This is a genomic window from Psychrobacter sp. 4Dc, from assembly GCF_002836715.1.
Taxonomy (GTDB): Bacteria; Pseudomonadota; Gammaproteobacteria; order Pseudomonadales; family Moraxellaceae; genus Psychrobacter.
Genome location: NZ_PJAT01000143.1, coordinates 1 through 16,454, shown reverse-complemented (window position 1 = coordinate 16,454; position 16,454 = coordinate 1). Strand labels below are relative to the sequence as shown.

Below are 16,454 nucleotides of genomic sequence, written 5' to 3'. Positions count from 1 at the left end.
TTCGCTAAGTATATTATTTTGAGCAAATTTAAAACGGTTTAATATTAGGAAGACAGATGAGTATTCACGGTATCTTGGGTGAGCAAACCACAGACTATCCAACTGAGTATAGCCCAGAGACGCTATATCCGATTGCGCGCAGCATGGGACGTGATGCGATCGGTTGGCAAGACGATAAGCTAACCGTCGGTGTCGATTGGTGGCAGGCTTTTGAGATATCTTGGTTAAATCCGCAAGGTATCTCGCAAGTAGCGATTGCACGCTTTAGCATTCCTGCTAGCTCACCGTTTATCGTAGAATCAAAATCGCTTAAATTGTATTTAAATAGTATTAATTTTACCGAGTTCGCCAGTTGGAACGACGTACAAGCGTTGATTGCGAAAGACTTATCAGCTTGTTTGCAAGCAGACGTACAGGTAGCGTTATTTGGTTTAAACGATGATCTAAATGGTGATGAAACAGCGTTATTGATTGCTCAGCCTGAGGGTGTTTGTATTGATGAGGCATTGGCAGATAGCACGGATAAAATTGCTTTAACTGAACATCCTGATGCGTCATTGCTGAGTAATAACGAAGTAGAGGCGAGCGACGAAAGTGTGGCAAGTGATGGTATGCAGCCGTATATCTTTTATTCCAATCTACTGCGTAGTAACTGCCCAGTGACCAATCAGCCAGATTGGGGCACTCTGGCCGTATCAATTACGACTGACAAGCCTTTTAATAATGCAAATATGCTGCGCTATATATTGAGCTTCCGTCAGCACAATGGTTTTCATGAGCAGTGTGTTGAGCAGATATTTGCTGATTTGAGCCAATACTACCAGCCAAGCGAGCTAATGGTACGGGCATGGTATACGCGCCGCGGTGGTATCGATATCAATCCTTGCCGTGTCAGTGATATCAGTTTATTGCCTGAGCCAAGCCGTTTAATCCGCCAGTAAGTTCTCGCTAAAAATACAATGTTCATAAAAATACAATGTTAAATAGTTTTTAAGCCCATAAAAAAGCGCCTATCTCATTATGTGAGATAGGCGCTTTTTGTTAAATAGTTTGTATTTACAAGACTATTTACCGCTTACTTTTGCCATGACTTCTTCACGGCTCAGCATTTGCTTTTCGGCTTCACGGCGATTGACGTACTCATACTTGTCTTCCGCCAAGTTGCGATCAGACACGACAATACGATGCGGAATACCAATCAACTCAAGATCAGCAAACTTAACGCCTGGGCGCTCGTTACGATCGTCCAGTAGTACGTTGATACCTTTAGCTTTTAACTCTTCATACAGGGCGGTTGCCGTCTGCATGACCGTCTCTTCTTTAGACTTCATCGGGATGATGGCGACTTCAAAAGGAGCGATTGAATCATCAACCGTTGGTGTTTTTGGCCACATGATGCCGTTTTCATCATTGTTCTGCTCGATAGCAGCGGCAATGATACGGCTAACGCCAATACCATAACAGCCCATCATCAAGGTGACAGGTTTGCCATCTTCACCAGAAACCGTACAGTTCATCGCTTGTGAGTATTTATCACCCAACTGGAAGATATGACCGACTTCGATACCGCGTTTGATTTTTAGGCTGCCTTTACCATCAGGAGACGGGTCGCCTTCTTGTACATTGCGTACATCAACGATGCGAGTAATGCGAGTATCACGTGCCCAGTTCATACCGATAGTATGTTTGTTCACTTCATTGGCACCGCAAACAAAATCTGATAACGCAGCTGCCGAACGATCAACGAATACAGGCATATCTAAATTAACACCGATATAGCCTTTGTGCAGGCCTGCCGCTTTTAGCTCTTCGTCAGATGCTAACGTCAATGGTACGTTGGCTTCTTCAATTTTCTCCGCTTTGATAGTATTGAGCTGATGATCGCCGCGCAACACGATAGCAATCAGTTGTGGCTCATCATTCTCAGTATGACCATGAACGATCAAGGTTTTAACCGTCGTTTCTAACGGGATATCCAAGTGTTCAGCAACCATTTTACAGCTGGTCATACCTTCGGTTAGAACGTCTTCACGCTCCATTTTTGGTGGTTGACGCTCAGCGGTGCTGACAGACTCTGCTAGCTCTACGTTGGCTGCATAGTCAGATGAGTCCGAAAACGCAATATCGTCTTCGCCGCTATCTGCCAATACATGGAACTCATGTGAAGCAAAACCACCGATAGAGCCTGTATCTGCTTGTACCGCACGGAAATCTAAGCCCAAGCGGGTAAAGATGCGTGTATAAGCGTCATACATATCATGGTAAGTTTTGGCTAATGAGGCTTGATCCACATGGAAAGAGTAAGCATCTTTCATGGTAAATTCACGGGCACGCATCACACCGAAGCGTGGACGAATCTCATCACGGAACTTACCTTGAATCTGAAAGAAAGTAATCGGTAGTTGTTTATAACTACGTAGCTCACCTTGTGCTAGATTGGTGATGACTTCTTCGTGCGTGGGACCAAGGACAAAGTCGCGATCATGACGGTCTTTGAAGCGCAATAGCTCAGGACCATAATCATCGAAACGTCCGGTCGTCTGCCAAAGCTCAGCAGGCTGAGTCATCGGCATTAGCACTTCTTGTGCGCCGACGTTTTGCATCTCTTCACGAACAATACGTTCGACCTTTTGTAAGACGCGCAGACCCATAGGCAACCAAATATACAATCCAGAAGCAATCTTGCGGATAAGACCAGCACGCACCATCAATTGGCTTGAGGCGATGTCGGCATCACTTGGGGTTTCTTTTAGTGTGGCAAATAAAAATTGACTGGCTTTCATAAATAAAGCGTAACCTTATCAACGATAAAAAAATAAGAAATAGTAGGATGTTGAGCGTATGGCTAATCGTTTCATTGCCGCCGCAAGCTTACCTTTATCACTTAGCAATAATCTAGGGTATTTCCTAGTTACCAACCTGCTTATATACAAAGCACATCAGTAAAAACCACTCTCATAAAAGAGAGGCAAATTTGATTTGATGTATCAATATGCCAAAAATGCAATATATTCAGGTCAAAACCCTGATAAATGCTTTAAAACTGACATTTTATTCATACAATCTGACTATGTTAGGTAAAGTTCGCCTAAGACGCAATGACTTTTTGTCTTTTCAGACCGAACGTGACACAAAGGCTTCAATAAGGGGTAAATAATTGAGCTATTCATATGATTTTATAGCGAAAGCACTGTTTATTTTGGCGATAGTTTATCAAGGTAGTTGCGTAGAGGTTTATGGATAAAGTTATGTAGAGGAATGGTAGCCATTACTTGAAGTTACTGCACAATAGTCGCATTTATAGACTAAGCATTTGTTCCATTTTTACAACGCTCTTGGCCTTACCAAACGATGCAATATTATAAAGGTAGCTTCTATGGATAATCCTGATATGAATAACGCTAATGCCACTCAAAAGCCTGCGAAACGTCCTATTGCGACAATGTCATGGGTGATATTACTCATCGGTCTAGCAGCGATTGTTTTTGCTATTTATAGCGCGCAAAACAAACCAGAAGAAGCGCCGATAGAAACTATTACTCGCGAAGGCGTGGTTACGCAAATTCAGCAGTTAAATCGCTTACATACTGTCGCATTCAGTGTCGATACAGTGATTACGAGTGAGCGTCCGGGGAGTTGGATGAAGTTATGGCAAGATGAACAAAAAGCGCTGTTTATCGCTCATGGTCGCGTAGAGGCAGGCGTTGATCTGAGTGCTTTGACGCCTGAGATGGTGCAGGTCATTCAGCCTACTCAGACTATGACTGATGCAGAGGATGAGCAAGCAGCGAATAATTCACCTGCTTCAGCCATGCCACAAATCAATATTACCTTACCGCCTACAGAGATATTTTCAGTATATTTAGATGATATCGAGATCTATGACTGGCAGACAGGCGCTTTTGGCATGATGCAAGTTGATCCTAAGATATTGGCGCAAGCACAAACCATGGCAAAAAAAGAAGTGTTAGAGCGTGCCTGCCGAGGAGATGTCATGAATATGGCGCTGCAAAATGCCCAAACGCAGTTGCAGCAGCTATTTGCGCTCACGGGAGCGGTAGTGACGGTTACCACTCAGGGTGCAGGTGCATGTCAATTGCCAGTCACTACCAATGGCTAGTCTGCTAGTTGTTTTCTAAAATTAAGCTTCTTTTTTAAATTCGGCGATAGCTAGCTTGCGTACTGATTTATGCTCGACCATCGGTGCAGGGTAATCAACATCGGCAAACTTACCACCTTTTGCCAATTCTTTACGCATCTTATCTTCGTTATGTAAGATGCTATTAGGAATGTCTTTTAACTCTGGTAGCCAAGTCTTAATAAACAGAGCTTTAGGATCATGCGTATTGGCTTGGCTAAAGGGGTTCATAATACGGAAGTAGGGCGCTGAGTCCGTACCTGTCGACGCGCTCCATTGCCAGCCGCCGTTATTGGACGCAAAGTCTCCGTCTATCAGCTGCTGCATAAAGTAGCGCTCACCCAAGCGCCAATCAATCAGCAAGTCTTTGGTCAAAAACATCGCTGTTACCATTCGCAATCGATTGTGCATAAACCCAGTAGCATTAAGACAGCGCATCGCTGCATCGACTAATGGCACGCCTGTCTTACCAGTACACCATGCTTCAAAATCATCGTTGTCATATGACCAATTAACCTTATTGTCGGTATCTTCTTTATAAGCCTTATGACGAATCAGGTTTGGTTTTTCTACTAGCACATGGCGATAAAAGTCTCGCCACGCAAGCTCACTTATCCAGCGATTGATGTCTTCGTTATCGCCGTCATTGCCGTGTAGCTTCTCTTGTGCTTTGCTCGCCTGTAGATAGCAGAGTCTAGGACTGATAGAGCCGATAGTGAGGTAAGCCGATAACTGACTGGTTGCGTGCAGATGCGGTACATCACGGCTCACATCATAATCATTGATATCATCATCGACGAATGCCTCCAGACGCTGGCAAGCGGCAGACTCACCTGCAGGATAGGCGTCTCTTGCTTGGTTAAGCTGAGCTGATATATCGGTATGCTGCAATGACTCGTTCTTTTCTAATGTCTGCTGATAATCACTGAGCATTTTTTCACTTAGTGCTTTGATATCGTCAATTGTATTGGCAAACGTTTGCGATGATGGTAGTTTGATTTTATAATCACTATCCACTGCGGGTGCTTCATGCATTTGAATGGTGCTGACGTCCAACGTATGTCGCCACTTTTTATAAAACGGCGTAAAGACCTTATACATACTATCGCCATCATTGGTCGTGATAGTTTGCGGTGGCAAAATGCACTGGTCATGCCAGCGGACGAACTCGATATCGTCTTTTGCAAGTTGCTTGTTCAATTGTTCATCACGATCAATCTCATTGCCTTCGTACTCGTGATTGGCCATGACGCAGCTGATTTCATTGTCATTACATAAGGTTATGAGCGCCTCTATACAGTCAGCAAAGCTTGAGCAGAGCTGTATTGTTAAAGTAATGTTCAGTTGCGATTGCAAGTCCTTTGCTAAGATAGGTAGTGTGCGAGCAATATGATCGACTTGTACAAGGGACGTATCATGCGCTTGCCACTGCTCAGGGGTTAAAAAGAATATGGCAGACACTGAGGCGTTGTCTTCTTTTGCACGTTCGCAAAGCGCTGCTAAAGCGGTATTGTCATGGATACGTAGGTCACGACGAAACCACATCAAGTAAGGTGCTGGATTTTTGCTAGTAGCATTGTCGCCAGTATCAGTAGCGGCTGTCTGTGCAGTCTTAGACATCAAAGTATCCCTATATTAATCAATCGCAATCATAAACAAAACTAAGGATAAAAGTATGCTAGGATAAGTTTTTGGATGCAATGGCTTTGCCATTTGGTTAACAAAACCTCATCACATCTAACGATTTATCTTTGGTTTGAACCTATCTGATGCCGCTATAATCGGTGTCATATTCAGTACCATGAAACGCAAGGTCACAAAATGCACGTTAAGTTTTGCGGGTTTACTCAGCTTGGTGATATACAGACTGCGGCACAGCTAGGTGCAGATGCAGTGGGTTTGGTGTTTTATCCACCAAGTCCACGTGCGGTCACAATAGCGCAGGCGCAAACCCTGAGCGCTGCCGTACCTGCTTTTGTCAGCGTAGTGGCACTGGTAGTCAATATGCCTAAAGATGAGCTGCTCAAATTAGCAAATAACGTCTCTTTTGATGTTATCCAGTTCCATGGTGATGAAACGCCTGAGCAATGCCAACAGCTGGCAGGTATGGTCAATAAACGTTGGATCAAAGCATTGCGTATCAATACAGAGCAAGACACTCTCGATAGTGTTCGCGCCCAAATTAACCAGTTTTCGACCGCAGGTGCCAGTAGTATTTTATTGGATGCTTATCATCAGCATAAGTATGGCGGTACAGGCGCACGTTTTGACTGGAGTCTCATTCCACATGACAGCGCACTACCAATCGTTTTAGCCGGTGGACTCGATGCCGACAATGTTGCCGCGACATTAGATTTACCTATTTGTGGTGTCGATGTGAGCGGTGGTATTGAGGTTGATAAAGGTAAAAAAGACGCTGCCAAAATGCGTGCCTTTATGAAAGCGGTTAAGCGCGATCGATGGCAAAACGCTACGGTCACTGGCGCCATCTAAGTGGGTGTGTATCTAGCTATTTGCGATACATAATCTGCTTAGTTGATCGTTATTCCGATTTTCTGCTTAAATCTTATTAGATTATTATCCCTTTTATTATTTTCTCTCTAGTTATCTAAAGTTATCTAAAGTTATCTAAAAAATACCACTTATTACAGTAGGAATTATCATGAGTCATGTCGAGAACAAAGATTTATCTGCTACCGCACAATCTGTAAATACTTTTACCAATCCTGAAAACGTACAGGACTTCAACCAGTATCCTGATGCGCGCGGTCATTTCGGTGTACATGGGGGGCGTTTTGTCTCTGAGACGCTAATGGCTGCTCTAGAAGAGCTAGAAACGCTTTATACCAAAGTCAAAGCAGACCCAGCATTCTGGGAAGAGTATCACAACGATTTGGTCAATTATGTCGGTCGTCCAACGCCGCTGTATCATGCTAAGCGTTTGAGTGATGAGATTGGCGGTGCGCAAATTTACTTCAAACGTGAAGATCTAAACCATACAGGCGCGCATAAAGTAAATAACACCATTGGTCAGGCACTACTTGCCAAAATGTGTGGTAAAAAACGTATCATCGCTGAGACTGGGGCAGGACAGCATGGCGTAGCGACGGCAACGATTGCGGCACGCTTAGGGCTAGAGTGTATCGTCTATATGGGTGCTGACGATGTCGAGCGTCAAAAGATGAACGTCTATCGTATGCGCTTGCTTGGCGCGACAGTTGTGCCTGTCACTTCTGGCTCACGTACGCTCAAAGACGCAATGAATGAAGCCATGCGTGACTGGGTGACCAATGTCGATAGCACGTATTATATTATCGGTACTGTGGCAGGCCCGCATCCTTATCCGCTATTGGTTCGTGATTTCCAAGCGATTATTGGCAAAGAAGCGCGCATTCAGCATCTAGAAAAAACAGGTAAAATGCCTGATGCATTGGTTGCCTGTGTCGGTGGTGGCTCAAACGCGATTGGTTTGTTCTTTGACTTCTTGAACGATACTGAAGTTAAGATGTATGGTGTTGAAGCAACAGGCGATGGTATCGAGTCAGGTCGTCATTCAGCACCATTGGCTGCTGGTCGTATCGGCGTACTGCATGGTAACCGTACTTACCTCATGGCAGATGATGATGGCCAGATTCAAGAGACGCATTCTATCTCAGCGGGTCTTGATTATCCTGGTGTCGGCCCAGAGCATAGCTTCCTAAAAGACATGAAGCGTGTTGAGTATGTTGGTTGTACGGACAAAGAAGCGTTAGAAGGCTTCCATGAAGCAACGCGCAAAGAAGGTATCATTCCTGCGCTTGAGACTGCTCATGCTGTCGCTTATGCATTGAAACTGGCTAAAACCATGACGCCTGATCAGACGATTATCGTTAATATGTCAGGTCGCGGTGACAAGGATCTGCATTCAGTAATGAAGGCAGAAGGGATTGAGTTGTAGTAAGAATGGAGTAGTTTAGATGGTTGTATAAGAAAGTTTAGCAGCGTATTAAGTCGATTAGATATCCTAAATCTCAATACGCTAATTGATAATTACTTCACTCTATAGAGTAGAGTAGTTATCAATATTGCTAGCTATTTTTTTATTATCGATAGTATACCTCCATGAATTTGAACCGCTTAATACCGAGTAAGCCTAGCCAGTTGGGCAAGTATCCAGACCAAGCAGTGCTAACAGCGCCAGTCACAATAAGTGTGGGTGTACCTACTGAAAGCGTCAGTTTTTGGCAGAGTTATGGTTTCTTTATAGTTGTCATTGTATGGTCAGTGATGTATGTCTTTATGGCTGTTTGGGAGCTTTCGACAGGTTATACGGTTACGACAATTGATGAAGTTTTAAGAAATATTCTTGGGCTTTGGTCTCTTTTAGCTATACCCATGTTGTTTTTATTTCTGATGATATATTGGTTGCATCGTGCCCAAAAAGGTTTTGTTGTGCCAAATCCATGGGTTGCAAAGCGGTTGACTTGGAAACATGTGCCAATCATGGTTATTAAAGAAGATAGCATTAGCTTTCTATCTAGCTTCTTTATATTCATTGATAAGCTACATCATGATCAGATAGTAAGCTTTGATGATGTTGAAAAGTTTTATCTAAATCAAAGTAGTCATTCTGGTATTGGTTTTTCGATAATATATAAAAAACAGCACGTTGCAGCTATGAAAAATAAAGATAAAAGACTTGAAGGCTTGTTAGCTCACAAAAAATTTACGTTATATGAGCATTACAATGTTTTGAATGGCCGGTATTATATTGATTTGCGTGAAATTCTAAATATTATGAATACTTTTCACAAGCAAAGAACTGATGGTATTAAATATTTGTCGCAAGATAACCACGATAATTTAATGGATATTGGCTGGTAAGAATACACTTATATAAGCTAAAAATTTATTTAACAAAATTATAAGAGAACATTATGACCAGAATTGAAAGCACTTTTGAAACTTTAAAATCACAAAACAAAAAAGCCCTGATTCCTTATGTGATGGCAGGCGATCCTAATCCTGCAACGACCGTAGGTCTATTGCACGATTTAGTGAAGCACGGTGCAGATATGATCGAAGTCGGTCTGCCGTTCTCTGACCCGATGGCAGATGGCCCAACCGTATCGCTGGCGGGTGAGCGTGCCTTAGCAGCAGGTACGAGCACACGCGACACGCTAAAGATGGTGGCAGAGTTTCGCCAAACCGACACGCAAACGCCAATCATCTTAATGGGCTATCTTAATCCTGTTGAAATCATCGGCTATGACAACTTTGTGGCGCTATGCGAGCAGTCAGGCGTTGATGGTTTATTGATGGTAGATTTGCCACCAGCCGAGGCGGGCAGTTTCACTCAGCATCTAACTGATCATTCAATGAATGAGATTTTCTTGCTGTCGCCAACGACGTTGCCCGAGCGCCGTGAGCAAGTATTGACTCATTGTGGTGGCTATATTTATTATGTATCACTAAAAGGTGTGACTGGTTCAGCTACGCTAGATACTGACGATGTGGCGACGCAAGTGCAAGCAATCAAAGCAGAGACAGACCTGCCTGTGTGTGTAGGCTTCGGTATCCGTGATGGCGCTTCTGCAAAAGCAATTGGTACTCATGCGGATGGCGTTATCGTGGGTAGTGCATTGGTACAGAATTTTGCAGATATTGATGCCAATGATACCGCGGCTGTGGCCAAGGCTCAGCAAAACATCATGGCAAAAATGGATGAGCTGCGTGTAGCATTAGACAGCTTAAGCGCTTAATAGCTATTGCTTCCATATTGCTGTTACTTGAAGAAGTAGTTATTTGAAGAAATAGTTATTTGAAATGGCAAAGTCAAATTGCAGCTATTGTTTACCTAAGACTTTACTTAAAAGCTTTACGTGAAGACAATACTAAATGACTTTGCTAAAATTAGTTTACGAGTGTAAACTAACATCACTATTATATGGTGTCTGATAGCAATGATTTATTCGTCATTTTTATTGGTAAATACATTATCTATAAACAAGCGCATAATCAAATGACCGACATACGAGATTTATTTATCAGTATGTCGCATGACTGCTCATGTTATGACTGTATTAGACGCTTTGTTTAGATAACCATTAAACTCTCAATGACAAGCGAATGAGCAAACTTGTCAATAAGCCTTTTATGATGGCAAATAATATGACTGATACAATAACAAAACCCGATAACAATACTGCTAAAGCCGCGCCAAACAGCAATACGGATAGGCAGTCATGGTTTAATCGTCCTATCCCAGGTATCAAGCAGCATTTGACTGCGCCACTGTCCGCGGTAGAGACTGAACCATCAACCAAGTGTAGTAATTGTCATTCGATGATTACCAACACAGCGCTGATTTTTAACTGTTATGTGTGCCCGCATTGTGATCATCATTTACCGATGAGTGCTCGTGAGCGTTTGAACTGGCTGCTTGATCAAGTAGACGGCGAGACAGGACAAGAATTTACGGCAAAAGATCCATTGAGCTTTGTGGATAGTAAGCCATATCCTGCGCGTATGAGTGAAGCACAAGAAAAAACAGGTGAGTCTGAGGCGTTGGTTGCTATGTATGGCAAACTGCGTAACCTTGATATCGTTGCCTGTGCTTTTGATTTCCGCTTTATGGGCGGGTCAATGGGTTCAGTTGTTGGCGATCGTTTCGTTCAAGCAGCTGAAAAAGCGCTAGAGCAAAAAATACCTTTGGTTTGCTTTGCCGCTTCTGGCGGTGCACGTATGCAAGAAGGCCTACTGTCATTGATGCAAATGGCACGCACGGCAGCAGCGATTGAGCGTCTAAGAATCGCTGGGATTCCTTATATTGTGGTATTGACCAATCCGGTGTACGGCGGTGTAACTGCATCACTGGCGATGCTGGGTGATATCCATCTAGCAGAACCAAAAGCGATGATTGGTTTCGCTGGTAAGCGTGTGATTGAGCAGACTGTACGTGAGACGTTAGAAGAGCCATTCCAGCGCGCTGAGTTCTTATTAGAGCATGGTGTGGTGGATGAAGTGGTACATCGTCATCAGCTAATCGATACGATCTATCGTCTACTTGCAAAACTGTGCCGCGTACCAAATGTAGATGCTCAGTAAAATGAGATGCTCAATAAGGTAAATGACTCAGTATAATGAATCATTTATTGAGTGCACAAAGACTTAGCTGCGTGCTAACATCTACTGCATATGCAAGACCCTCTAATAGCATTTATCGTCATTGCACGGTAAGTGCTATTTTTGGTTTTAGCTAACACATATATTTTTATCTCTTATTAAATTTTATATAGGTTTTATCCATGTCTGACCTTTTAGCCTCTGACCTTCGCAGCCCCAACGCCCATAGTCCTAATGAAAGTGCTAGCCTAACTGAATGGCTCGATTATATGCAGCAGATTCATGTGTCTGCAATCGATATGGGATTGTCACGTGTATTGCCTGTCGCAGAAGCGTTAGGCGTGGTGCAATCAGCCAAAGATGACGCTTATGTATTTACTGTAGCAGGTACCAATGGCAAAGGCTCGACAACCGCTGTCATCGCCGAAATGTGTAAAGCCGCAGGTTATAAGACGGCACTATATCAGTCGCCACATCTTAGCGCCTTCAATGAGCGTGTACGTATCAATGGCGAGATGGTCAGCGATCAGACGCTGATTGAGGCTTTTAGCAACGTAGAGGCAGCGCGTTTACAGTGCGAGTTGACGTTGTCGTTCTTTGAGATGACTACACTAGCAGCGCTATTGATATTCGCTGAGGCAGATTGTGACGTGTGGGTATTAGAAGTAGGATTGGGTGGACGCCTAGATGTGGTCAATATTATTGATCCTGACATGGCAGTCATTACCAATATCGGTATCGATCACGTTGACTGGTTGGGTGACAATGTCGAGGATATTGGTCGCGAAAAAGCAGGTATCTTGCGCAACGGTATTGCTCTGATTTATGGTGCTATTGAGATGCCAGATAGTGTGCAACACGCTATCGATACTCAGCAGGCAACTTGTTATCAGATTGGACAAGATTTTAGCTACCGCGATATTGATTCAACGACTTGGCAATACAGTAATGCAGCGGTTACCTTGCAGTTACCACGTCCTGCGTTATCGTTAACTAACACCGCCAATGCCTTATCCGCAGTATTAGCAAGTCCATTAGATATCGATATCAATGCCATTGAGCAAGCGTTACAAACTGTCAAACTGGCAGGTCGCTTCGATTATCGTGAGAGCCATAGCCGCCATTGGTTGTTTGATGTGGCGCATAATGAGCAAGGCGTTGAGTTCTTATTAGCACAGCTATTACCGTTTTGGCAGCAGCATGTAGCCAAGCAAAGTAATCAAGATAGCTCAGCGAATATCCCTACACCAAAGATAAAAATGCTATTTTCTATGTTAGGTGACAAAGATATTGATAAGGTTGTGCAGCGCTTAACCCAAGCATGCTTACCGATTAGTGACTGGTTTATCGCTGAGATTGACTACCCTCGTGCCGCGACTACTGAACAGCTGCAAGATGTCTTGGTTAAATATATCGATAGCACCAATATATATGAGTTCGATGGTTTGCATACAGCGACCCATGCAGTGATAGAGGCGAGCCAACCGCAAGACCTTATCGTCGTATGTGGCTCGTTTCATACGATTGGGGAGGCGTTGAGTGCCTTAGCGTATGATAATTTAAGTTAAAGTAGTGCCTGTTTAATGTTAATCTTAGTCGTAGCCTGATAGCAGACAGCATGAAAAATATGCTTTATAATCAAAATGATTTGCCAGACCAGTAGAAGACGGGCGGTATAAATTTTGAACCCTGATGGCATTAACTGACAGTAACTGGCGGTACGAGATCATGATTAAAGTGATTTGATACACTGCTTTAAGATAGTCACTGCGCCGCTCAATCAACCTTATTACCAACTAAGAGACGTAAACGGATGAACTTTTCGAGACAAGCCTTATTGGGCATTGGGATGATTATCGGCGGTAGCGTGATGCTATACGCCATGGTGCAACAGATTGGTGATAGCGATCAACCAGAGCCGATGTCAGCGATGGTTGACAAATCAAGCTCGGAGCAAGAGTCTCCGCAGCCGCTCACAACTGATATCGAGACGGAAAAACGTATCCTTGCGCAAAAGCAAAAAGAGCGTGCAGCCCGTGTCGCAGAGCAAGAAAAACGTGCAAAAGAGTTTTTGACAGAGCAGGAAGTTGCTGAAGCAGAAGCATTGGCTAAGGCACGTGCTGAGAGCCAGCAATATGTTGATAATAGTGCGCCAGCTACTGATGAAACTACCAATACAGAGTCTACAAAAGACGTTACTACAGATCTGACCGTTCAGCCTCGTACGGAGAGTCAGTCTGCTACTGATACTACAAAGTCTAGCGAAGCAGAGAAGCAAAAAGCGGTTCAAGAGCAACAAGAAGCTCAAAGGCAAGCGGCCGCCAAAAAACTTGCTGAGAGTAAAAAACAAGCGGAGGCAGAGAGACTAGCCGAAGCAAAAAAGCAGGCGGAAGCCCAAGCAGCGGCTGAGAGAAAAAGAGAAGCAGCTGAAGCGGCTAAAAATGAGCCACCAAAATCGCCTTCTGAATACCAAATTAAGAAAGGTGATGGACTCATCAAACTGGCAAGACAATATAATATGCCTGTAGAAGTATTGGCTCAAGCTAACAATCTATCGCCATCGGCAGCGCTACAACTGGGTCAAAGTATTACTATCCCATCGAGCAAACAGGTACAGCGTTTAGAGCGTGAAGCGGCAGCCGCTGAACAAGCACGTGAGAAGAAGCGTCAACAAGAAGAAGCCCTTGCGAAGAAATCTGCCGATGCAAAACGTGAAGCGCAGCAAAAACTGAGTGAAGCGCGTAAAGAAGTCAAAGAAACAGACGCTAAGGGTAGCTTTGGAGTGCAAGTAGCGCTAGCAAATGACCAAGCCAAGGCCGATGAGTTAGCGAAAAAGTTCCGAGCAGCAGGTTATCAAGTCAAGACCAGTGCAACTAGCCGCGGTGTCCGTGTCGTGGTTGGGCCTGAACGTGGCAAAGTCGCAGCATTGGCATTGAAAGATAAAATCAATAGTGACCCTAAAGTAAATACGACCAGCGCTTGGGTGCTTTACTGGCGTTAAGCTAGAGCGTTTCTAACGGTCTCGATTCGGCTTTTATCTACTTTATATAAAAACACGACAAATACTGTCGTGTTTTTTGTTTTATAGATTGCTGATTGGCGCCGCCTTAGTTAAGATGAGCGCCATTTTTATAATCCGTTGTTGTATAACCTGTCAGCCTATATAGGTTGCCTTGTCGTGGTTGGCGCATTATTAACTGCTATCAATAATGACATTTAGCCCATCACTCTCATATTGTATAAGGTAGAACCATGTCGTTTAGTGTTATATTTCTAATATTAGCCGTTGGCTTTTTGGGGCTGATTACGTTACCGAAGCTATTAGCAAAACGTCCTGTCGTTGAGCCTGATCCAAAACCTGTGCGCGGTGATGAGTTGGCTATTTGGCCATTTGCGCCGATGCCAATCATGACCGATACGGAAGTGATATTTTTTAATAAGTTAAAAAATGCGCTGCCGGAGTATCACATATTTGTCCAAGTACAGCTGTCACGGATCATTGAAGCCAATAGTAGTGAGACATCAGAGCGTAGCTTTTGGTTCAATCGTATCTGCCGTCAGAGCGTTGACTATGTGATCGTGGATGTCGATGCTCAGACTACATTGGTCGCTATCGAGCTTGATGACTGGACGCATAGTAGCAAAGCCCGCCAAAAAGCGGATGATAAAAAGGATAAGGCGCTTGCCAGTGCAGGTATTGCGATGGTGCGCTTCCATGCTGAGCGTATGCCGAGTGCCGATATGCTTAGATATGAGCTAATGCAAGTGATTGAGAGCTATTAAGAATTCTGTGAAAGCTGTCCGATTGTTAAGACCAGAATATTATCTAAGCAGTTTCATCTTAAAACTTTAGGTTAGCTAAATTTATTCATCGATCTGGTCTTACTGTCTTGGGTAAATAACGATTGGTCGATTACCTTCAAAATATAAACCTGTCTTAGGTAGCTCGCTATCTGACCAAACTATCGGCTGCTGGCGACCATTATAAGCATTTCGCTCATCATAAAAGTCGCGCTTGGTGAACCATTCAATATAATGCGCGGCTCGCAAAGCTGTAGTGTCAATCGTTGCAAGATTTGCCATGTCTCTTTTATCACACCACTTATGTATCGGAAAGTTCGGCGTTAGCCAATATGGCCAATCATAATCACCGCAATCAGTTGTATTAATCGGTAAAAAGAATCGCCCTTTGATCACGCCATAACGCTTATCGATTTTTACCTGTCCGTGGTTTTCTGTATCTACCCACACCGCTCGAAACTGCTTGGTTTGCATGTGCGTCATTTTACGCTGTAGATTATCATTGGAGTTAATCCCGACCCAGTTCACAGGTTCAAAAGGTGTTGACCCCATAAAAAACTTAATGGCTAGCTCCCAATGTTCAACCAGCTGTTCTGCATGGTTATACAAAATCAAATCAAGCTCACCAGTCGTTTGCTTGCCATTATAGAGCTGCACATTGCTAGCCAGGGTCTCATACGGATGCAGCTTGCGTGCGAACCCATCCTCTAACCAAAATGACAGTAAGCCTTCAAAATGAAAACCCAGACGATTGGGGCTAGGGCGTTTGAGTAAATAGCGAGTCAGATCTTGATAGGCGGCAGTGGTGTCTAGCTCTGTTAATCGTTGCTCATACGCCTCAAATTGCGTCTGCCAAAATTGCGCGCTATGCACAGCAACGGTATGTGTATTTTGATGCGGTGCAAAGTCTAGCCACTGCGTCAAAACATTGGGACACGACAGTACATAAGCCAAATCACGCACATAAGGTCGGCGGTAACGTTCCCAAGGTGCATTATCTATGAGGTGATTAAATGTGGGCTGATTGACAGGCTCGGACATAGGATAAACCAGTGTAAAGGTGTAGCATTTACCCTAACGGCTCGCTCTATAAAAGTCTATAGATGACAAGTATCCGCTAGGGCAGTGCTAGGCTTTCTTACGTTAAAACAGGATATGAATGTGATGGATGTGAATGCTGATATCAGATGGTGATAGCAAGTAAGGTAGTAAAATACTGAGTATTGTTTTAAGTATTGGCAGTAGCCGTTTTAATATATTGTTAGGCGCGTTATGCGGTGGTTGGTTGTGCTGGGTCATGCTCATAGCTCCATGTTGTGTGTTGATCCGTAAAGATATTCTACGGCTTTCAACATAGGTCTATGGTATGTGGTAGTAAGGGGGGCTTATAAGGGTATATAGCGGTGATATA

At 43.7% G+C, this 16,454-nt stretch carries 13 protein-coding genes; 10 read left to right on the top strand and 3 right to left on the bottom strand.

Annotated features, from left to right (window positions below; all coding sequences use genetic code 11):
• Positions 1–56 precede the first annotated feature (56 nt).
• Positions 57–941, top strand: coding sequence for an NADPH-dependent 7-cyano-7-deazaguanine reductase QueF (gene queF / locus CXF61_RS12410; protein ID WP_165598417.1), 885 nt, complete (start codon positions 57–59; stop codon positions 939–941).
• A 123-nt stretch (positions 942–1,064) separates the two neighbouring features.
• On the opposite strand, the gene CXF61_RS12405 is transcribed toward queF, so the two are convergent.
• On the bottom strand, positions 1,065–2,783 hold the full coding sequence (locus tag CXF61_RS12405) for a proline--tRNA ligase (protein WP_165598416.1): 1,719 nt from the start codon (positions 2,781–2,783) through the stop codon (positions 1,065–1,067).
• A gap of 593 nt (positions 2,784–3,376) precedes the next feature.
• Between CXF61_RS12405 and CXF61_RS12400 the strand changes: the two genes are divergently transcribed.
• Positions 3,377–4,120, top strand: a complete 744-nt coding sequence (locus CXF61_RS12400) for a DUF4230 domain-containing protein (RefSeq protein WP_227526687.1) — start codon at positions 3,377–3,379, stop codon at positions 4,118–4,120.
• 21 nt (positions 4,121–4,141) lie between these two features.
• Here CXF61_RS12400 and CXF61_RS12395 read toward each other — a convergent pair whose 3' ends face one another.
• Positions 4,142–5,758, bottom strand: coding sequence for a cryptochrome/photolyase family protein (locus tag CXF61_RS12395; RefSeq protein ID WP_165598415.1), 1,617 nt, complete (start codon positions 5,756–5,758; stop codon positions 4,142–4,144).
• Positions 5,759–5,929: 171 nt separating this feature from the next.
• On the opposite strand from CXF61_RS12395, the gene CXF61_RS12390 reads away from it, so the two are divergent.
• The 8 genes from CXF61_RS12390 to CXF61_RS12355 all read left to right on the top strand — a co-directional run bounded on the left by CXF61_RS12390 (position 5,930) and on the right by CXF61_RS12355 (position 15,025).
• Entirely contained in the window at positions 5,930–6,631 is a 702-nt protein-coding gene (locus CXF61_RS12390) for a phosphoribosylanthranilate isomerase (RefSeq protein ID WP_264755688.1), read from the top strand.
• Positions 6,632–6,800: 169 nt separating this feature from the next.
• Entirely contained in the window at positions 6,801–8,075 is a 1,275-nt protein-coding gene (gene trpB / locus CXF61_RS12385) for a tryptophan synthase subunit beta (RefSeq protein ID WP_057758619.1), read from the top strand.
• 164 nt (positions 8,076–8,239) lie between these two features.
• Complete coding sequence (locus tag CXF61_RS12380) at positions 8,240–9,001, top strand: hypothetical protein (protein WP_165598413.1); 762 nt, start codon at positions 8,240–8,242, stop codon at positions 8,999–9,001.
• 53 nt (positions 9,002–9,054) lie between these two features.
• Positions 9,055–9,879 carry a tryptophan synthase subunit alpha gene (gene trpA, locus CXF61_RS12375; RefSeq protein ID WP_165598412.1) on the top strand — a complete coding sequence of 275 codons (825 nt, stop codon included), beginning with the start codon at positions 9,055–9,057 and terminating at the stop codon, positions 9,877–9,879.
• A gap of 397 nt (positions 9,880–10,276) precedes the next feature.
• Positions 10,277–11,224, top strand: coding sequence for an acetyl-CoA carboxylase, carboxyltransferase subunit beta (gene accD / locus CXF61_RS12370; RefSeq protein ID WP_193834230.1), 948 nt, complete (start codon positions 10,277–10,279; stop codon positions 11,222–11,224).
• 200 nt (positions 11,225–11,424) lie between these two features.
• A complete protein-coding gene (folC, locus tag CXF61_RS12365) occupies positions 11,425–12,810 on the top strand; it encodes a bifunctional tetrahydrofolate synthase/dihydrofolate synthase (protein ID WP_165598411.1) in 1,386 nt (461 codons plus the stop codon).
• A gap of 245 nt (positions 12,811–13,055) precedes the next feature.
• Positions 13,056–14,243 (top strand): SPOR and LysM peptidoglycan-binding domain-containing protein, encoded by a 1,188-nt coding sequence (locus CXF61_RS12360; protein ID WP_165598410.1) that lies wholly within the window; start codon positions 13,056–13,058, stop codon positions 14,241–14,243.
• Between the two features lie 251 nt (positions 14,244–14,494).
• Positions 14,495–15,025: a DUF2726 domain-containing protein gene (locus CXF61_RS12355; RefSeq protein WP_102091142.1), complete on the top strand. Its 531-nt coding sequence runs from the start codon at positions 14,495–14,497 to the stop codon at positions 15,023–15,025.
• Positions 15,026–15,124: 99 nt separating this feature from the next.
• Here the strand turns inward: CXF61_RS12355 and CXF61_RS12350 are convergent, their stop codons facing one another.
• Positions 15,125–16,084: a DUF1853 family protein gene (locus tag CXF61_RS12350; RefSeq protein ID WP_134292774.1), complete on the bottom strand. Its 960-nt coding sequence runs from the start codon at positions 16,082–16,084 to the stop codon at positions 15,125–15,127.
• Positions 16,085–16,454 lie beyond the last annotated feature (370 nt).